Genomic DNA, 19,215 nt, shown 5'->3' with positions numbered 1-19,215 from the left:
GGTGTGAACGCTACGGGGATGCCCGGTGCTCCCGGGGTCCCCGGCGCCGCAGGGAAGGAGGGGCCCGCCGGCCCGGCGGGGCCGCAGGGCGAACCGGGCCCGGCGGGGCCGCAGGGTGAACCCGGCCCTCAGGGGCCCGCCGGACGGGACGGACGGGACGGGCAGACGTGCCCGGCCGGATACAGCCTCCAGCCGCCGCCCGGTGATCCGGACGCGTTGGTCTGCCGGCGGGACGCTCCACCGAGCCCCGACCCCGAGCCGCAGCCGTCAGGGGCCTCGCCGCCGGTCGTCCTCAGCGAGCGACGCCGCCTGTAAGGGACCGCGCGGTGCGGACCCAGGAAAGCGCTCGTCCCGCCCCAGCGCTACGGTCGGTGCTGTCCGTGCTGCTGCTCTCGGACCTGCGCCCCGCCCGTGCTCCTCGGACGGGGCGCGGCGCTGTCCGGCCGCATGCCCGGCACCGTCCGGACATGCGGGGCAGATGTCCGGACGGAGCGTGCGGCCGTCCCGGGCGTCGTGATGTTCGAGGCGGCCGAGCTGGGCGGATACGTGTCCGGACGTGACATCCGGACATGCCGGACGCCGCGTCCGCCCGTAACCGGAGCGGGCCGCGGCGTCGCTTCGCGCGGTGAGTCAGAGCACCTGGCTGGCAGCCTTCTCCAGGGCTACGGTGCTCGCGCTGGTGTCGTGGCTGAGTGTCAGCCCCTGGTGCGGGAGCTGCGCGAGCCGGTCCGCGAGGTCTCGGGTGTCGCGGGGCGGCGGGAGGAGGCCGAACACGTCGGGGTAGCGGTCTTCGGTGGCTCCGGTGAAGAAGTCGCCGGGTTCGATGCCGCGGGACGTGGTGGCCAGGGCCGGATCGGCGTCGGGGGCGATCGTGGGGAACAGGACGGCGGCCGCGGTGCCCTCGGTGGCGAGGGTGAGCGACAGCCAGTCTCGGAGCTGGTCGGGGAAGAACTGCGGCTTCAGCTCCCGGCCGGGCGACTTCCACAGGGGTGTGCGGTTCCCGGCGAGGAGGGCGTCCGTCACGCGCCGGCTCTGCGTCGGGTGCATCGCCTCGCCCGACAGCAGGCGCTCCCGGACAGTCTCGAACCAGCCGAGCGCGTCGAGCAGTCCGAACCCGATCGCGGCGGCGGAGGGCCATGGCAGCACCCGGACGCGGTCGCCCTCGGCGCGGACGAACACCCGGTCGTTGGCCAGCAGGTGGAACCCGCAGCGGGCGAGGAGGAACCCGCTGGTCGTCTTCCCCGCGCCCTTGTTCCCGAGGGCCAGGAGGGTCGCGCCGTCCGTCGGGCGGGTGACGGCGGAGGCGTGCAGGATGTGCCAGCCGTCGGCCAGCAGTCGGCCGCGCACGATCTCCCGTGCGAGCCGGGCGGCCCCCGTCGCGACGGCCGTTGCGTCCTTACCGACGATCCGCAGGCGTCGGGAAGCGGGCAGCCACTCGTAGGCAAGGAAGTCGCCCGGCTGCGCGGCGATCGTGCTCCCGGCCGAGGTGGTGCGGTGCACCATGCGGGAGTTGGCGTAGGTGACCTCCTCGGCGTCGCCGGCCAGGACACGGCCCGTGAGCGCGTCGGTTTCCGCCTGGTCGATGTCGGCCACCACCATGGGGCCGGTGACCGCGCTGGGGTCCGTGGGGTGGGCGTTCCACCAGGTGCCCATGTAGCGGGCGGCCCAGGCGGTCACGGCCGGGGTGGCGCTGAGGACGGTGACGGACTGGCCGTCCGGCGTCTCGATACACGTGGCGGTGGTGCTCATGCGGGGGTTGTCTCCTTCTCGGTGGACCGGAGGGTGTCGTACGCGGCGCGGAGCTTGGCCTCGGCGGCCGCGAGTTGTCGGGCCTCGTCCGCGTCGAGCGGCGGGAGGCATACGGTGGGGCGGCCGCCGCTGTAGCGCAACGGGATTCCCAGGTAGGTCCCGCGCCAGGGGGCGGACAGCTCGACCACGCCGTCCGTCACGCCGAGCGCGTGGGCGAGGGCGGTGACGGTGGCGCCGGCGGGGCCGAAACGGGTGCGGCCGATCCCGGCCGCAATGCGGACAGGGCGGGCCGCCAGCTCGTCACGGACCTGCGGGACGGGCACCGGGGCGGGATGGCCGTGGACGGTGGTGGAGCTGGCGCAGACCACGGCGTGGTCGCCGTGCTCTCCAATCACGTGCCCGTCGACGGCGGACGAAGGCACGTCGAGGAGCCGGGCGAGGATGGCCCGGTAGCGGGCACTGTCGGTGTTCGAGCCGACGCCGAGGACCCGGGCGCAGCCGGACACCTCCGCGAACAGGCGGGTCATGATGTCGACCGGGTTGGTGACGACCAGGACCACACCGTCGTACCCCTCGAACCTGCCGGCCAGGCGGCGCACCAAAGAGCCGTTGGCGCGCAGGCCGGCCATGCGGACGTCGCGGGACGCCCGGTTGGTGAACGCGGCGCGGGGGCAGACCACCACGGCGTCGCACTCCCGCATGTGGGCGGTCGTCGAGGCGGTCACCCGGACGGGGGACGCGGTGGCGTGGCTCATGTCCTCCAGGTCGGTGACTAGCCCGGCCGCGCTGCGCCCGGCGTGTGAGGAGACCCGCAGCGTCCGGCACCAGCCGGAGGCGACGAGGACCGCGCCGACGGCCTGGCCCACGGCCCCGGCGCCGATGATGCCGACGGCGGTCACAGGGCGGCCGCCTGGGCTGCCTCGACCAGGCAGGCGCTCCACGCGTCCCGCGAGGAGCGGCGTGCGGTGAGAGCGGGACTGGCCAGATCGAGCATCCGGCACACGGCCCCGGCCCGCGCAACGACGGCCGTGGCGTATGGGGAAAGCGGCAGGCCGGGCGGCTGGGACAGGTAGGTCGTCACGATGTTCGTGGTGTCCATCAGCCACAGCGTCGCCATGTGGTGCAGCCATGCGGCCCGCTCGCCGGCGGACAGGTGGGCGGTCGCGGCGGTGAGGTGGGCGGTGATGCCGTCGAGGACGGCCCGGGTGTGCTGCGGGGGCGGCGGGCATGCGATCAGCCCGAGGACGAGACGACTGACGAGCTTGGCGGTGTCGGCGCATGGATGGGCGCGCATCAGGCCCGGGTCGATGAACACCGGCCGCCCGTCGTGGGGGAGCAGGACGTGCTCAGGCTTGAGGTCCCCGAAGACCACGCGCCGGGCGGGTTCAGGGGCGGGCGTCCGGTAGGCCCGGCGGAGCCGGGTCACGACGCCGTGCAGGACCCCGCCGTGCGGAGTCATCGCCAGGTAGGTGGGGCCGCTGATCCCGTTGAACTTCCGCAGGAACGTCCCGCTGATGGAGCGCTCCGGGATCGGGGAGCGGTCGACGACGACTGCCAGGCGCCGGTGCCGCAGGGCGGTGTCGAGCTCGCCGGCGGCGAGGTGGAGCACATCGGCGGTGCAGTCGGGGTCGGCGGCGACCAGCTCACCCATGGTGCGGCCGGGCACCGGCTCGGTGAAGAGCACGCCATGGCGGTACCCGGCGACGGCCGGGACGCGCAGACCGGCCTCGTCCAGCGCCGAGAGGTGCCCGGCCTCACGGGCGAGGAGCGCCGACGGGGAGGCGACGTAGGCATCCTGGTTCGCCTTGACGGTCGGCCAGTCCCCGCACGAGCCGCGCAGGATGGTACCCAGCGACACCCCGAGCAGGGACACCTTGGCGTACAGCTCGCGGCCCTCGACGGTGACCTGCTGGACGTGGCTGGTGACGCTCGGGATGATGTGGCCCAGTCGTACGGACGCGGTCGGCCACAGGCTGTCGGTGGCGTCCTCGATCTGCTGTGCCGCGTAGGCGGCGACCAGGTCCGGGCTCGGCGGCCGTACGGCGTCGAGGTCCCTCGTGCTGGCGGATCCGGGCATCAGCGGCTCCTTCGGCCATGCGGGACACGGGCCCGCGACCTTCTGAGAGATGGGGCCGCAGCCCAGGGCCGGGGGCGGATCGCTCGTCCCGGCCCTGGGGCGGCGTCTCTCATTCAACGGCCGGCGCCCGCTCGCGCAGGGGTGCCGGAAAGGGGTGCGTTTCCCCGCGGGGGGCCAGGTTGGGGGGCCACAGTGGGTATCAGCCTTGCGACGACACAGGAGGCGCGGCGCATGATGACGTCGGACGGGATCGGCGCCCTCTTACGGGGGATCCGCGAGCGCGCGGGCCGGTCGCGTGAGCAGCAGGCGCAGCGGTTGGAGGACGCCCAGGGCGGGCGGTTCTTCGACCCGGAGAACCTCAAGCGGTGGGAGACGGAGCGGCGGTTGCCGACACCGATCTTCCATGAACCGATCGCCCGTGCCTACGGGGTGACAGTCGCGGAGGTGCGCCGGGCCATCGCCGTCTCCCGCCAGTTCCGCCGCCAGAGCAAAGGGGAGTTGAGTGACGTGGACCGACGACGTCTCTTGGGGGCAGCGGCCGTCGCAGTCGGCGCCGCCGGACTGCCGGGGATCGCCCAGGCCAGGGAGGCCATCGACAGCGCACTCATCGCCGCGCCGGACGGGGACCTCGCCTATCTGGAGTCGGCGTACGAAAGGCATCGCGGCGGGTACCGCGGGCGGGCCCCGGAGGCGGTGCTGACGGAGATGCGGGCCGACCTCGACCTGCTCCGCCACTCCCTGGCCCGGCCGCACTCGACTCGGGCGCGCACCGACCTCGTCCGTACGGCCGCCGGCCTGGCCGGGCTGGTGGCGATCATCCAGCACGACCGGGGCGACCAGCCGGACGCCGCCCGCTGGTTCTCCACAGCGGAACGGGCCGCGCGGGAGTCAGGCGACCGGCGGGTGACCGCGTGGGTCCTGGCCCGGCACGCCATGGTGGGTGCCAACTACGGGGCACCGCGTCAGGCGGCCCTACTCGCGGCGAAGGCGCGGCGTGCGGCCGGATCGGCGCCGACGGCGGCTGCCGCGCTGTCGGCCGCCGTGTCCGCTCGCGCGCTTGCCGCCGCCGGGGACCGAGCCGGGGCCATGACCGCCATCGAGGACGTCCGTACCCTCGTGGACCGGCTCGACGGCGAGGACACAGCCGACACCTGGACCGGCTACCCGGCGCAGAAGCACTACGTCCACCTGTCCCAGGCGTACACGCTGCTGGGGGACACCCGCTCGGCGTACGCAGCGCAGGACCAGGCGCTCGCGCTGACCCGTGGGGCGTCGGTGATGACCCGGGCGCTGCTGACTCTGGACCGGGCGGCGTGCCTCCACGCGGACGGCGACCCGTCGTCAGCGGCCGCAACGGCAGCCGGCGTGCTGGAGCAGCTCCCCACGGCCTACCGCACCGGCCTGGTCGGATCCCGCGCCACAGCCCTGCACCGCCGACTCACCGGCCGGCCGCAGGACCAACTCGGGCAACTCCTGGCTGACGGCTGAGCGCGGCCGCCTCGGCAAGCGGGTGGCCTGTCACCACCCGTACGCCTACCGTGGTCGTCCCAACCCTTCTGGAGGACACATGCGCGGCGACAGCATCTGGGGCTGAGGACAACGGCGCCCCCACTGCCTGCTGGCGGTGGGGGCGTTCCTGCGGACCGGGCGTTACGCCGCCGTGGTCACCTCGGGCTGGGTGAGGGTCGCCCATTGGGCGAGCAGCCGCGTGTACTCCTCCGCCCGCTCGTCCGTGGCGGGCTGCGTCATCAGGCGTCGGATCCGCAAGTTCAGGTCGATCAGGGCAGGGCACAGGCCCCCGGGTGGGGAGACGGTGGACATGCGTCCTACTCTACGGCGCCGCTCCGACAGGGGTGGTGCGGTATCTCCGCTTTCCCCCTCCCCGGGGCGGGGGGGGGACATGGGTCGTGGCGACATCGCTCCGTGACGGGCAGACAGGGGCTGGCCTCGGCAGGGTGCCCGCCCAGCGGGACACCACCCACCCGCCCGGCACCGCCCCCGCGGGGAGGACGGCCGGGGCCGACGCTTGTCCCTTTCGTGCACTGGCCGCCCCCACCTGGAAGGCCCCGCATGCGCCCCGCACCCTGCAATGTGCCCGGAGATCGCAGCGATCGAACGCTGGTCGACCCGGCCGGGCGCAGGCGCGAAGGTCGCGAGGGGGATCACCGTCATGTTCCACAACCGGGCCCGGATCTTCGCCCGGCTCCTCTGAAGACGGCGCCGGATGCCCCGTTCGGAGGGCCCGCAGCAGTGTGTTCTCAGCCGTGTTCCCGTGGGAACACGGGGGCGGCCGGAAGCGGGAAAATAAGGCCGCATGCGTGAAGATGCGGAAGGAAGTTCGAACCGTTTCCGCAGGTGAGGAAGAAACCCCAGTTCAGGGGCGGTGTCAGGATTCCTCTGTGCGGGGGCTCCGGCCGCCTCTTTTGTCCCGGCCGGCGGGCGGCCGGGCGGCCCGGACCGGGCGCGGACCCTCGCGACACGGCGACCCCCGGACGGTCACGGACCGCGGTCGCGGTCCCTGTCCGCCCGGCGCTCCGCGGAGTAGCTTGGTGGAAAGGCCCCGTGAAGGAGGGCGATCCGATGCCGTGGTTCGTATGGCTGCTCGCCGCCGGGGTGCTGGGTGCCGCGGAGTTCTTCACCCTGACGCTGGTCTTCGGGTTGCTGGCGGGCGCCGCGCTGGTCGCCGCCGTGGTCGCCGGTGTGGGCGTCGGCGCCCTCGGCCAGCTGATCGCCTTCGGAGTGGTGGCGGCGGCGGGCCTCGCCGTCGTCCGCCCCCTCGCGCTGCGGCTCACGGCACAGCAGCCCGTCGTGCGCGAGGGCAGCGACGCGCTGATCGGCAAGCGGGCGGAGGTCGTCCGGGAGGTCACCGCCACCCGGGGCCTGGTCAGGCTCTCCGGCGAGGAGTGGTCCGCCCGCGCCCTCGACGAGAGCCACGTGATCCCGGTCGGGGCGCTGGTGGACGTCATGGAGATCGAAGGCGCCACGGCCGTCGTCTATCCCCGAGAGCTCCTTCCATGAACGGCTGAACCCGGCAGTGGAGGCACCGTGGACCCAGTGGTCATCCCCATCCTCGTGGCGGCGATCGTCGTCGTCTTCCTCGTGGCCTCCAGCGTGCGGATCGTCCCGCAGGCGCGCCGCTACAACATCGAGCGGTTCGGCCGCTACCGCCGCACCCTGCAGCCCGGCCTGAACCTGGTCCTGCCGGTGGCGGACCGCATCAACACCAAACTCGACGTGCGCGAGCAGGTCTACTCGTCCGACCCCAGGCCGGTGATCACCGAGGACAACCTCGTGGTGAACATCGACACCGTGCTCTACTACCAGATCACCGACCCGCGGGCGGCGGCCTACGAGGTCGCCGACTACCTCCAGGCGATCGACCAGCTCACCGTCACCACGCTGCGGAACGTCATCGGCAGCATGGACCTGGAGGAGACGCTCACCTCCCGAGAGGAGATCAACTCGCGGCTCCGCGCCGTCCTCGACGACGCCACCGGCAAGTGGGGCATCCGGGTCAACCGCGTCGAGATCAAGGCCATCGACCCGCCGCACACCATCAAGGAGGCGATGGAGAAGCAGATGCGGGCGGAGCGTGACAAGCGCGCGGCCATCCTCCACGCCGAAGGCGAGCGACAGGCCAAGATCCTCACCGCGGAGGGCACGAAGCAGAAGGACATCCTGGAGGCGCAGGGCACGCAGCAGGCCATGATCCTTCGGGCGGACGGCGAGGCGAAGGCGGTGGAGCTCGTCTTCCAGGCCGTCCATCGCAACAACGCCGACGCGAAGGTCCTGGCCTACAAGTACCTCGAGACGCTCCCGCACCTGGCGAGCAGCGACAACAACACGTTCTGGGTGATCCCGGGGGAGCTGACCGAGGCGATCCGGACCGTCACGAGCGCGTTCGGCGACCAGTCGGCGGCGGGCCCTTCCCAGCCCGCGCACACCGGGGCGGCGGCGGCCGCGGACGCCGGGGACACGTCGGACGGAGGGCTGCCTCCGGCGCTGGAGGCGGCGGGCTCGACGGTCGCGTTCGACGCCGCCACGGCCGCCGACGAGGCCGTGAAGCAGGCCGACGCCGCGGTGAGCGACGCCAAGGCGGAAGCGGCGGCCGCGAAGGCGCCCCAGGCGCCGGGCCGAGGGCGGACGTCCGTCGACTGAGCCCGGCCGCCCGTCGGGATTCGCACGGACGGGTGAAGATGCGGGCGGATGTGCCCGGCGTTCGCGCAGGTGAGCGGAGCCCCGCAGGTCGGAGACGGCGTGGCGAGGCCGCTGTGCGGGCGCGCCGGCCGGCTTTTCGTACTCGCTGCCATCGGGTAATACGGACGGGTAGCACCGTCCGGCACGCCCACCGGACGGCCGCCCCCGATCCGCGGTGAGGTGAGCCCTCCATGTCCGGCCCACACCACAAGCCCAAAGTCTCCGAACGCGAGGCCCGCCAGGTCGCCGAGGCCGCCCGCCAGCAGGACTGGCACAAGCCCAGCTTCGCCAAGGAGCTGTTCCTCGGCCGCTTCCGGCTCGACCTGGTCCACCCGCACCCCCTGCCGCCCGCCGAGGACGCCCAGCGCGGCGAGGAGTTCCTCGCCAAGCTGCGCGACTTCTGCGAGACGACGATCGACGGCGCACTGATCGAGCGCGAGGCCCGCATCCCCGACGCGGTGGTCGACGGCCTCAAGGAACTCGGCGCGCTCGGCATGAAGATCGACACCAGGTACGGCGGCCTCGGCCTCACCCAGGTGTACTACAACAAGGCCCTCGCCCTCGTCGGCTCCGTCAGCCCCGCCGTCGGCGCGCTGCTCTCCGCCCACCAGTCGATCGGCCTGCCGCAGCCGCTCAAGCAGTTCGGCACCCAGGAGCAGAAGGAGACCTACCTCCCGCGCCTGGCCCGCACCGACATCTCCGCCTTCCTCCTCACCGAGCCCGACGTCGGCTCCGACCCCGCCCGGCTGGCCACCACGGCCGTGCCCGACGGCGACGCGTACGTCATCGACGGCGTCAAGCTGTGGACCACCAACGGCGTCGTCGCCGACCTGATGGTCGTCATGGCCCGCGTGCCGAAGTCCGAGGGCCACAAGGGCGGCATCACCGCGTTCATCGTCGAGGCCGGCTCCGAGGGCGTCACCGTCGAGCACCGCAACGCCTTCATGGGCCTGCGCGGCCTGGAGAACGGCGTCACCCGCTTCCACCGGGTGCGCGTCCCGGCCGCGAACCGCATCGGTCCCGAGGGCGCCGGCCTGAAGATCGCCCTGACCACCCTCAACACCGGGCGCCTCTCCCTGCCCGCGATGTGCGTGGGCGCCGGCAAGTGGTGCCTGAAGATCGCCCGCGAGTGGTCCTCCGTACGCGAACAGTGGGGCAAGCCGGTCGCCCGGCACGAGGCCGTCGGCGCGAAGATCTCCTTCATCGCCGCCACCACCTTCGCCCTGGAGGCCGTCGTCGACCTCGCCAGCCAGATGGCCGACGAGGACCGCAACGACATCCGCATCGAGGCCGCCCTCGCCAAGCTGTACGGCTCCGAGATGGCCTGGCTCATCGCCGACGAGCTGGTCCAGATCCGCGGCGGCCGCGGCTACGAGACCGCCGAGTCCCTGGCCGCCCGCGGCGAACGGGCCGTCCCCGCCGAGCAGCTCCTGCGCGACCTGCGCATCAACCGGATCTTCGAGGGCTCGACGGAGATCATGCACCTGCTGATCGCCCGCGAGGCCGTCGACGCCCACCTCGCCGTCGCCGGCGACATCATCGACCCCGACAAGACCCTCGGCGACAAGGCGAAGGCGGGCGCCCAGGCCGGGGTCTTCTACGCCCGCTGGCTGCCCAAGCTCGTCGCGGGACCGGGCCGGCTGCCCGGCGCGTACGGCGAGTTCCGCCACCCCGGGCACGCCGACCTCTCCGCCCACCTGCGCTACGTCGAGCGCACCTCCCGCAAGCTGGCCCGCTCCACCTTCTACGCCATGTCCCGCTGGCAGGGCCGCATGGAGACGAAGCAGGGCTTCCTCGGCCGCGTCGTCGACATCGGCGCGGAGCTGTTCGCGATGAGCGCCGCCTGCGTGCGCGCCGAACTGCTGCGCACCACCGGTGACGACGGGCGCGCGGCGTACGAGCTGGCCGACGCCTTCTGCCGCCAGTCGCGGCTGCGGACGGAGGAGCTGTTCGGCCGGCTGTGGGCCAACACCGACGACCTGGACGGCCGGATCGTCAAGGGCGTCCTCGCCGGCCGGTACACATGGCTGGAGGAGGGCGTCCTCGACCCCAGCGGCGACGGCCCCTGGATCGCCGACGCCACCCCCGGCCCCTCGACCCGGGAGAACGTCCACCGCCCCATCCGCTGACGGCGCCGGAGCGGCGTGCGGTGCGCCGCCGGGCGGGTGCGCGGCACCCGCCCGGCGGACCGGCGCGCGGGGGCGCCGGGGCCGTCAGATGTCGATGACCCGGTAGGCGATGGTGTAGACGCCGCCGGACCCCTCCAGCGAGCGGTACTGGACCTCGGCGCCCGCCTCGCTGCCGGTGACGAGCGTCGAGCCGAGCTTGTCGTCGCCGCTCGTCGTGTCGTCGTCCCACAGCGTCATGGTGCGGGCCTGCTGCTTGCCGAGGACGAGGGCCGCGTTGCCGTTGCCGTCCGCCATCGACCGCACGTAACCCGCGCCCATCGTCTGGTACTTGAGGCTTCCGGGCCACACCTTGACGGCGTTGCCGTTGGCGTCGGTGACCTTCAGGTAGGCCTCGTCGTGATCGCCCTCGCTCTGCTGGTGGCAGGTCAGCTGCAGCAGCTCGATGCGGACGTAGTCGATCGGCTCGGCCTGCGCCGTCCCGGCGAAGCCGGCGACGCCGGCGAGCGGGACGAGGGCGGCTGCGGCCACTCGAACGATTCCACGCATGGTTGGTTCCCCCTCCGGTGTGGTGGCCCCGCGTCGTCCCGCGGGGCCCGTGCCTTCCCCCGGCACGGCTCCACCCTGCCCGCCGCCACCGACTCGCCTCCACGCGCGTCCCACTCAGCGGAACGCGGCCGGACGCGCCTCACGGCCGCACCTCGACACGCGACCGGGCCAGCGCGCGGGTGACGGCGGCGGCCGCCTCCGCGACCCGGCCCGCCACCACCTCCAGCCGCTGGCCCGCCTCCACCATCGCGGCCACCGCACCCACCACGGCCCCCGCCGGGGACCGCACCGGCAGCGCGGCGCAGCAGACTCCCGCCACCACCTCCTCCCGGTCCAGTACGGCGCCGCCGCGCACCGGGCCGCGCAGCGCCTTGCCCAGCGCCGTGTCCAGCGGGAACGCCCCGCCGTCCCGGACCGGCACCAGCGACTCCACCCGGCCGGGCACCGAACAGACCGTGAGGGCCCGCTCCTCGCGCATCACCGCCAGCAGCACGCTGCCTCCGGTGGCGGCCCGCAGCCGGTGCAGCGGCAGGCGCCCCGCCCCCCGCAGCCCCGGGTGCGGCTGCCAGCCCTGGCCGAGCCGGTAGAGCTGCGCGCCCAGCCGGTAGCGCAGGCCGTGCCGCTCCACGGCCCGGAGCGCCACCAACTGCTCCAGCAGCCGGTGCGCCGTGCTCTTGGGCAGTCCGCAGGCGACCGCCAGTTCGGTCACCCCCGCCTCGTCGCCGTGCCGGCGCAGGGCCTCCAGCAGGGCGAACGCCCCCTCCAGCACCCCGCGTCCCCCGCCCGCCGCCCCGGCGCGTACGGCTGTGTCCATGGCATCCCCCCGGATGGCGTGACCCGGCCGCGTCCCCCGAACAGCCGCGCGGCCCCGGCCCTGGTCTCCGCGGACATGTTCCCGGGACCGGCCCGCCGAGTGAAGGAGTTCCGACGTGTCGCCGCGCCCCCGCGGCCGCGACGCGGCGCAGTCCGCGCCGGAGGAGGGAGCGGAGTGGGACCCTCCGGGGGATCCCGCCGGGGGACCCGGTCAAAGGCCGGGGCGGATGCGGCAAGAATGGGGGGCATGAGCGACAGCCCATCACCCCTCGCCGACCCGCACATCGCCTTCGATCCCACCGAAGGCCGCCGGGACGTCGTCGTCCTCGGCTCCACCGGGTCCATCGGCACCCAGGCCATCGACCTGGCCCTGCGCAACCCCGACCGGTTCCGCGTCACCGCGCTGTCCGCCGCCGGCGGCAGGGTCGGCCTCCTCGCCGAGCAGGCGCACCGGCTGCGGGTGCGCACGGTGGCCGTGGCCCGCGAGGACGCGGTCCCCGCGCTGCGGGAGGCGCTGCGGGCGCTCTACGGCTCCGAGCCGCTGCCGGAGGTCCTGGCGGGGCCGGACGCCGCCACCCACGTCGCGGCCTCCGACTGCCACACCGTGCTCAACGGCATCACCGGCTCCATCGGGCTGGCGCCGACGCTCGCCGCGCTCCGGGCGGGGCGCACGCTGGCCCTCGCCAACAAGGAGTCGCTCATCGTCGGCGGCCCGCTGGTGAAGGCCCTCGCGGAGCCGGGCCAGATCATCCCGGTCGACTCCGAGCACGCCGCTCTCTTCCAGGCGCTGGCCGCCGGCACCCGCGCGGACGTCCGCAAGCTCGTCGTCACCGCCTCCGGGGGCCCCTTCCGCGGCCGCACCCGCGCCGAGCTGGCCGATGTCACCCGCGAGGACGCGCTGGCCCACCCCACCTGGGCGATGGGCCCCGTCATCACGGTCAACAGCGCCACGCTCGTCAACAAGGGCCTGGAGGTGATCGAGGCCCACCTGCTCTACGACATCCCCTTCGACCGCATCGAGGTCGTCGTCCACCCGCAGTCGTACGTGCACTCGATGGTGGAGTTCACGGACGGCTCGACCCTCGCCCAGGCCACCCCGCCCGACATGCGCGGCCCCATCGCGATCGGTCTCGGCTGGCCCCAGCGCGTCCCCGACGCGGCCCCGGCGTTCGACTGGTCCACGGCGTCGACCTGGGAGTTCTTCCCGCTCGACACCGAGGCCTTCCCGTCCGTCGGCCTCGCCCGGCACGTCGGCGAGCTGGGCGGCACCGCCCCGGCCGTCTTCAACGCCGCCAACGAGGAGTGCGTCGACGCCTTCCTCGCCGGCCGGCTCCCCTTCACCGGCATCATGGACACGGTCACCGAGGTCGTCGCCGAGCACGGCGCACCCGCCCCGGGAACCCCGCTGACGGTCCAGGACGTCATGGAAGCGGAGACGTGGGCCCGCGCGCGGGCCCGGGAGCTGGCGGCGAAGGCCGCCGGGACGACGGTGGAGGTCGGCGCATGACGGTTCTGCTCACGCTCCTCGGCATCGTGCTGTTCGCCGTGGGGCTGCTGTTCTCCATCGCCTGGCACGAGCTCGGCCACCTCTCCACGGCGAAGCTCTTCGGCATCCGCGTCCCCCAGTACATGGTCGGCTTCGGCCCCACCCTGTGGTCGCGGCACAAGGGCGAGACGGAGTACGGCATCAAGGCCATCCCGATGGGCGGCTACATCCGCATGATCGGGATGTTCCCGCCCGGCACGGACGGCCGCATCGAGGCCCGCTCGACCTCCCCCTGGCGCGGCATGATCGAGGACGCCCGCTCGGCGGCGTACGAGGAGCTGCAGCCCGGCGACGAGAAGCGGCTCTTCTACACGCGCAAGCCGTGGAAGCGCGTGATCGTCATGTTCGCCGGGCCGTTCATGAACCTCGTACTGGCCGTCGCGATCTTCCTCGGCGTCGCCATGTCCTTCGGCTTCGCCACCCAGACCACCGAGGTCGCCGGCGTGCAGAAGTGCGTCATCGCCCAGAGCGAGGAGCGCGACACCTGCGCCCCGAGCGACCGGCCCTCCCCGGCGCACGCGGCCGGGCTGCGCGAGGGCGACCGCATCGTCGCCTTCGACGGCGAGCCCGTCGCCGACTGGGCCGAGCTCTCCGCCCGCATCCGCGACACCATCGGCCCCGCCACCGTCACCGTGGAGCGCGACGGGCAGCGGCTGGACCTGCACCCCACGCTGGAGAAGAACCTGGTGGTGCGCAAGGACGCCGACGGCGAGGCCGTGCCCGGCCAGTACGTCGCCGCCGGCTACCTGGGCTTCGCCGCCAAGACGGAGATCGTCCCGCTCGGCTTCGGCGAGTCCGTGGACCGCATGGGCGACATGATCGAGGACGGCGTGCACGCCGTGATCGCGCTCCCCGGCAAGATCCCCGACCTGTGGAACGCCACGTTCGGCGACGGCGAGCGCAAGGCCGACTCCCCGGTCGGCATCGTGGGCGCCGCCCGCATCAGCGGCGAGGTGATGAACCTCGACGTGCCGACGCAGAACATCGTCGCGTCCTTCCTGCTGGTGCTGGCGACGTTCAACCTCTCGCTGTTCCTCTTCAACATGCTGCCGCTGCTCCCCCTGGACGGCGGGCACATCGCCGGCGCCCTGTGGGAGTCCGTGCGGCGGAACGTGGCGCGGGTCTTCCGGCGCCCCGACCCCGGCCCCTTCGACGTCGCCAAGCTCATGCCGGTCGCGTACGTCGTCGCGGGCGTCTTCATCTGCTTCACGGTGCTCGTGCTGCTCGCCGACATCGTGAACCCGGTGAAGATCTCGTAGCACCCGGGTGTACGGCCGGGCGCGCGGGCGCGCCCGGCCGCTCCCTACACGGCGGCGCGCCCCGCCGCGATGTGCTGGCGGCAGTACGCCACCTGTAATCTCGAAGCCCTGGAGCCCGCCGATACGGGACCTCGATCCACACCTTGGGGTTGCACAGCAGATGACCGCGATTTCTCTCGGCATGCCGTCCGTTCCGACCAAGCTGGCCGAACGCCGGGTCAGCCGCAAGATCCAGGTCGGCTCGGTGGCCGTCGGCGGCGACGCACCCGTGTCGGTGCAGTCCATGACCACGACCCGGACCTCCGACATCGGCGCCACGCTCCAGCAGATCGCCGAGCTGACCGCCTCCGGCTGCCAGATCGTCCGCGTGGCCTGCCCCACGCAGGACGACGCCGACGCGCTGGCCACCATCGCTCGGAAGTCCCAGATCCCGGTCATCGCGGACATCCACTTCCAGCCCAAGTACGTCTTCGCCGCCATCGACGCCGGCTGCGCGGCGGTCCGGGTCAACCCCGGCAACATCAAGCAGTTCGACGACAAGGTCAAGGAGATCGCCAAGGCGGCCCGCGAGACCGGCACCCCGATCCGCATCGGCGTCAACGCCGGCTCCCTCGACCGCCGCCTCCTGCAGAAGTACGGCAAGGCCACCCCCGAGGCGCTCGTCGAGTCCGCCCTGTGGGAGGCGTCCCTCTTCGAGGAGCACGACTTCCGCGACATCAAGATCTCGGTCAAGCACAACGACCCGGTCGTGATGGTCAACGCCTACCGGCAGCTCGCCGCCCAGTGCGACTACCCGCTGCACCTCGGTGTCACCGAGGCGGGCCCCGCCTTCCAGGGCACCATCAAGTCCGCCGTCGCCTTCGGCGCGCTGCTCGCCGAGGGCATCGGCGACACCATCCGCGTCTCCCTCTCCGCCCCCCCGGCGGAGGAGGTCAAGGTCGGCATCCAGATCCTGGAGTCCCTCAACCTCCGCCAGCGCCGCCTGGAGATCGTCTCCTGCCCGTCCTGCGGCCGGGCCCAGGTCGACGTGTACAAGCTCGCCGACGAGGTCACCGCCGGCCTGGAGGGCATGGAGGTGCCGCTGCGCGTCGCCGTCATGGGCTGCGTCGTCAACGGCCCCGGCGAGGCCCGCGAGGCGGACCTCGGCGTCGCCTCCGGCAACGGCAAGGGCCAGATCTTCGTCAAGGGCGAGGTCATCAAGACCGTCCCCGAGTCGAAGATCGTGGAGACGCTCATCGAGGAGGCGATGAAGATCGCCGAGCAGATGGAGAAGGACGGCGTGGCGTCCGGCGAGCCCGAGGTCTCCGTCAGCTGACCCCCGCCGCCTGCGCCCGGCCGCCCGCGGCGGCCGGGACGCGGGTCCGCGCGGCCCGCCGACGCCCACCGGGGCCCGCCCGCGTCCCCCGTCCGCGGGCCCCGTCAGGTCGCCGGAGCGCCGGGTACAGTGCGGTGACCGACAGACCCACTGGTGAGGCCCCCTCGTGTTGACGCACACCACAACCCGGGTCCTCGAACCCGGGGACCTCGGCGCCGCGCTCGCCGTCCTGGAGAGCGACCCCGTCGCCAACGCGTTCGTCACCGCCCGCGTCCAGGCGGCCGGCCTCGACCCGTGGCGCCTCGGCGGCGAGATGTGGGGCTGGTACTCCGAGGGGCGGCTGCGCTCCCTGTGCTACGCCGGCGCCAACCTCGTCCCCATCTGCGCCACCCCCGAGGCCGTCCGCGCCTTCGCCGACCGCGCCCGCCGCTCCGGGCGCCGCTGCTCCTCGATCGTGGGCCCCGCGCAGGCCACCGCCGAACTGTGGCGGCTCCTCGAACCCAGCTGGGGCCCCGCGCGTGACGTACGGCCCCACCAGCCGCTCATGGTCACCGAGCGGCCCGCCCCGGACGTCGCGCCCGACCCGCTGGTCCGCCGCGTCCGCAGGGACGAGATGGACCTGATCATGCCGGCGTGCGTGGCGATGTTCACCGAGGAGGTCGGCGTCTCGCCCACCGCCGGCGACGGCGGGCTGCTGTACCAGGCGCGCGTCGCCGAGCTGGTCGCCGCCGGGCGCTCCTTCGCCCGGGTCGAGGACGACCGCGTCGTCTTCAAGGCCGAGATCGGCGCGGCCACGCCCCGGGCCTGCCAGATCCAGGGCGTCTGGGTCGACCCGGAGTACCGCGGCCGCGGCCTGTCCGAGACCGGCATGGCGGCCGTGCTGCGCTACGCCCTCGCCGACGTCGCCCCCGTCGTCAGCCTGTACGTCAACGACTACAACGCCCCCGCCCGCGCCGCCTACCGCAGGGTCGGCTTCCGCGAGGTGGGCGCGTTCATGAGTGTCCTGTTCTGACCACCGCGCCGCCCCGCGCGAGCTGTTCGGACGGCGGTGCGGCGACGTAGGGTTCGACCATGGATGACGCCGTGGTGGTCGGACCGCTCGACCTCGTCGCGCGGGCGGACGACGCGCTGGCCGTACAGGCCGTCGCCTTCGGCCTCAGCGAGGGCGAGGTCGCCGTGCGCCGCCACATCGTGGTCCGCCACATGGCCTGCCGCGGCGCCCGCGCGTACGGGGCGACCACCTCCTCGGGCCGGCTCGTCGGCTTCGTGTACGGGATGCCCAACGAGCGCGTCCACTGGTGGTCGACGGTCGTCCAGCCCTACCTGGTCCGCGAGGGCGGCGAGTCCTGGCTGGACGACGCCTTCGTCATCACCGAACTGCACGTCCACCCCGACTACCAGGGCCGGGGCATCGGCACCGAGCTGATCACCACCATCACGGGCACGGCCGACGAGCCCCGCTCCCTCCTCTCCGCCATCGACGTCGAGAGCCCCGCCCGCCGGCTCTACCGCTCCCTCGGCTACCGGGACCTGGCCCGCCAGGTCCACTTCCCCAGCGCGGCGCGGCCGTACGCCGTGATGGGCGCCCATCTGCCGCTGCGCCGGCAGTGAGCCCGTCAGGCGGGCGCGGCGGTGCGGCGGGGGAGCGGCGAGACCGCGCCGGGGCCCGCGGCGGCGGGGCGCGCGGGGCCCGTTGATTTCCGCCCGCCGGGGCCGCCCGGCTAACCTCCTGCCCATCACACATTTGACCGCAGGAGAGAGTTCCCCATGGCCCAGGTCCAGCGCATGTCCCGGTTGATGGTCAAGACACTGCGCGACGACCCGGCGGACGCCGAGACGCTCAGCCACAAGCTGCTCGTCCGCGCCGGCTACGTCCGCCGCAACGCCGCCGGCATCTGGTCCTGGCTGCCGCTGGGCAAGAAGGTCCTGGAGAACGTCGCCCGCGTGGTGCGCGAGGAAATGGACGCCATCGGCGGCCAGGAGGTCCTGCTGCCCGCCCTGCTGCCGAAGGAGCCGTACGAGGCGACCGGCCGCTGGGACGAGTACGGCGCGGAGCTGTTCCGCCTCCAGGACCGCAAGGGCGCCGACTACCTGCTCGGCCCCACGCACGAGGAGATCTTCACCCAGCTGGTCAAGGACCAGTGCACGTCCTACAAGGACCTGCCCGTGATCCTCTACCAGATCCAGACGAAGTACCGCGACGAGGCCCGCCCGCGCTCGGGCATCCTGCGCGGCCGCGAGTTCCAGATGAAGGACTCGTACTCCTTCGACACCACCGACGAGGGCCTGGCCGAGTCCTACCGCCTGCACCGCGAGGCGTACGTGCGGATCTTCGAGCGGCTCGGCCTGCGGCACAAGATCGTGTCCGCGGTCTCCGGCGCCATGGGCGGCTCGGCCTCCGAGGAGTTCCTGGCCCCCGCCGCGGCGGGCGAGGACACCTTCGTCCACTGCCCGTCCTGCGACTACGCGGCCAACACCGAGGCCGTGACCTTCGCGGGCGGCGCGCCGGCCGACGGCTCGGCGCACGGTCCGGTCGAGGAGCTCGACACCCCGGACACGCCGACCATCGAGACCCTCGCCGAGCACCTCGGCGTGCCGGCGTCGGCCACGCTGAAGAACCTTCTGGTGAAGGTGGACGGCGAGATCGTGGCCGTGGGCGTGCCCGGAGACCGCGAGGTCGACCTCGGCAAGCTGGAGGACCACCTCGCCCCGGCCGTCGTCGAGATGGTCACCGCCGACGACTTCGAGGGCCGCCCCGACCTGGTCCGCGGCTACGTCGGCCCGCAGGGCCTGGACAAGGTCCGCTACATCGCCGACCCCCGCGTCGCCCCCGGCACCGCCTGGATCACCGGCGCGAACAAGCCCGACACCCACGCCCGCAACGTCGTGTCCGGCCGCGACTTCCAGGTCGACGAGTACCTCGACGTCGTGGTGGTCGAGGAGGGCGACCCCTGCCCGCGGTGCGGCGCCGGCCTGAAGCTGGACCGCGCCATCGAGATCGGCCACATCTTCCAGCTCGGCCGCAAGTACACCGACGCCTTCCAGCTGGACGTCCTCGGCCAGAACGGCAAGCCCGTCCGGGTCACGATGGGCTCGTACGGCATCGGCGTCTCCCGCGCGGTGGCGGCCCTCGCCGAGCAGACCGCCGACGACAAGGGCCTGTGCTGGCCCCGGGAGATCGCCCCGGCCGACGTGCACGTCGTCGCCGCCGGGAAGGCCCTCCAGACGGAGCTGGCCCTGGAGGTCTCGGAGAAGCTCGGCGAGGCCGGGCTGCGCGTCCTCGTCGACGACCGCGCCGGGGTGTCGCCGGGCGTGAAGTTCACCGACGCCGAGCTGCTGGGCGTACCGCGGATCCTCGTGGCGGGCCGCCGCTCCGGCGAGGGCGTCGTCGAGCTGAAGGACCGCCGCACCGGTGAGCGCGAGGAGCTGACGGTCGAGGAGGCCGTGGCCCGCCTGACGGCCTGACCGCTCCCCCCGGGCGCCCCGCCGCAGGCGTCACGGGCGCGTGACCACCCGCACGCCGGTGCGCCGCCCCACCCGGGGCGGCGCACCGGCGTGCGCGCGTACCCGCCCCCGCCGGACGG

The 19,215-nt window shown here is 73.5% G+C and carries 16 protein-coding genes; 10 read left to right on the top strand and 6 right to left on the bottom strand.

The window, feature by feature from the left end; translation table 11 throughout:
* Positions 1–630: 630 nt before the first annotated feature.
* Genes LPA54_RS21025 through LPA54_RS21015 form a run of 3 tightly spaced genes read right to left on the bottom strand, consistent with a single transcriptional unit; the run spans position 631 to position 3,826 of the window.
* Complete coding sequence (locus LPA54_RS21025; protein WP_228980094.1) at positions 631–1,749, bottom strand: hypothetical protein; 1,119 nt, start codon at positions 1,747–1,749, stop codon at positions 631–633.
* Complete coding sequence (locus tag LPA54_RS21020; protein ID WP_228980092.1) at positions 1,746–2,648, bottom strand: 2-dehydropantoate 2-reductase N-terminal domain-containing protein; 903 nt, start codon at positions 2,646–2,648, stop codon at positions 1,746–1,748. Before LPA54_RS21020 ends, LPA54_RS21025 begins: the two co-directional genes overlap by 4 nt.
* Positions 2,645–3,826: a hypothetical protein gene (locus LPA54_RS21015; protein WP_228980090.1), complete on the bottom strand. Its 1,182-nt coding sequence runs from the start codon at positions 3,824–3,826 to the stop codon at positions 2,645–2,647. The genes LPA54_RS21020 and LPA54_RS21015 overlap by 4 nt, the downstream gene beginning before the upstream one ends.
* A gap of 231 nt (positions 3,827–4,057) precedes the next feature.
* Between LPA54_RS21015 and LPA54_RS21010 the strand changes: the two genes are divergently transcribed.
* Positions 4,058–5,314, top strand: coding sequence for a helix-turn-helix domain-containing protein (locus LPA54_RS21010; RefSeq protein ID WP_228980088.1), 1,257 nt, complete (start codon positions 4,058–4,060; stop codon positions 5,312–5,314).
* Between the two features lie 162 nt (positions 5,315–5,476).
* On the opposite strand, the gene LPA54_RS21005 is transcribed toward LPA54_RS21010, so the two are convergent.
* Positions 5,477–5,647, bottom strand: a complete 171-nt coding sequence (locus LPA54_RS21005) for a hypothetical protein (protein WP_228980086.1) — start codon at positions 5,645–5,647, stop codon at positions 5,477–5,479.
* Positions 5,648–6,406: 759 nt separating this feature from the next.
* On the opposite strand from LPA54_RS21005, the gene LPA54_RS21000 reads away from it, so the two are divergent.
* The 3 genes from LPA54_RS21000 to LPA54_RS20990 all read left to right on the top strand — a co-directional run bounded on the left by LPA54_RS21000 (position 6,407) and on the right by LPA54_RS20990 (position 10,152).
* Positions 6,407–6,844: an NfeD family protein gene (locus tag LPA54_RS21000; RefSeq protein WP_228980084.1), complete on the top strand. Its 438-nt coding sequence runs from the start codon at positions 6,407–6,409 to the stop codon at positions 6,842–6,844.
* A 27-nt stretch (positions 6,845–6,871) separates the two neighbouring features.
* Positions 6,872–7,984: an SPFH domain-containing protein gene (locus tag LPA54_RS20995; RefSeq protein ID WP_228980082.1), complete on the top strand. Its 1,113-nt coding sequence runs from the start codon at positions 6,872–6,874 to the stop codon at positions 7,982–7,984.
* Positions 7,985–8,214: 230 nt separating this feature from the next.
* Complete coding sequence (locus tag LPA54_RS20990; RefSeq protein ID WP_228980079.1) at positions 8,215–10,152, top strand: acyl-CoA dehydrogenase family protein; 1,938 nt, start codon at positions 8,215–8,217, stop codon at positions 10,150–10,152.
* 84 nt (positions 10,153–10,236) lie between these two features.
* On the opposite strand, the gene LPA54_RS20985 is transcribed toward LPA54_RS20990, so the two are convergent.
* A complete protein-coding gene (locus tag LPA54_RS20985) occupies positions 10,237–10,698 on the bottom strand; it encodes a hypothetical protein (protein ID WP_228980078.1) in 462 nt (153 codons plus the stop codon).
* A gap of 139 nt (positions 10,699–10,837) precedes the next feature.
* Positions 10,838–11,512 (bottom strand): helix-turn-helix domain-containing protein, encoded by a 675-nt coding sequence (locus LPA54_RS20980; protein WP_228980076.1) that lies wholly within the window; start codon positions 11,510–11,512, stop codon positions 10,838–10,840.
* Between the two features lie 246 nt (positions 11,513–11,758).
* Between LPA54_RS20980 and dxr the strand changes: the two genes are divergently transcribed.
* The 6 genes from dxr (at position 11,759) to LPA54_RS20950 (ending at position 19,096) form a co-directional block, all read left to right on the top strand.
* Complete coding sequence (dxr, locus tag LPA54_RS20975) at positions 11,759–13,018, top strand: 1-deoxy-D-xylulose-5-phosphate reductoisomerase (protein WP_228980073.1); 1,260 nt, start codon at positions 11,759–11,761, stop codon at positions 13,016–13,018.
* On the top strand, positions 13,015–14,316 hold the full coding sequence (locus LPA54_RS20970; RefSeq protein ID WP_228980072.1) for an RIP metalloprotease: 1,302 nt from the start codon (positions 13,015–13,017) through the stop codon (positions 14,314–14,316). The genes dxr and LPA54_RS20970 overlap by 4 nt, the downstream gene beginning before the upstream one ends.
* 160 nt (positions 14,317–14,476) lie before the next feature.
* The gene (ispG, locus tag LPA54_RS20965; protein WP_228980071.1) at positions 14,477–15,631 is read left to right on the top strand and encodes a flavodoxin-dependent (E)-4-hydroxy-3-methylbut-2-enyl-diphosphate synthase; all 1,155 of its coding nucleotides are present in this window, start codon (positions 14,477–14,479) and stop codon (positions 15,629–15,631) included.
* Between the two features lie 166 nt (positions 15,632–15,797).
* Positions 15,798–16,643, top strand: coding sequence for a GNAT family N-acetyltransferase (locus tag LPA54_RS20960; protein ID WP_228980070.1), 846 nt, complete (start codon positions 15,798–15,800; stop codon positions 16,641–16,643).
* A 59-nt stretch (positions 16,644–16,702) separates the two neighbouring features.
* A complete protein-coding gene (locus LPA54_RS20955; RefSeq protein ID WP_228980068.1) occupies positions 16,703–17,242 on the top strand; it encodes a GNAT family N-acetyltransferase in 540 nt (179 codons plus the stop codon).
* Positions 17,243–17,398: 156 nt separating this feature from the next.
* A complete protein-coding gene (locus LPA54_RS20950) occupies positions 17,399–19,096 on the top strand; it encodes a proline--tRNA ligase (protein ID WP_228980066.1) in 1,698 nt (565 codons plus the stop codon).
* Positions 19,097–19,215: the final 119 nt, after the last annotated feature.

This window comes from Streptomyces sp. DH12 (genome assembly GCF_020873895.1).
Lineage (GTDB): Bacteria > Actinomycetota > Actinomycetes > Streptomycetales > Streptomycetaceae > Streptomyces.
The sequence above is the reverse complement of the archived record's forward strand: the minus strand, read 5'-3'. Positions and strand labels throughout refer to the sequence as shown.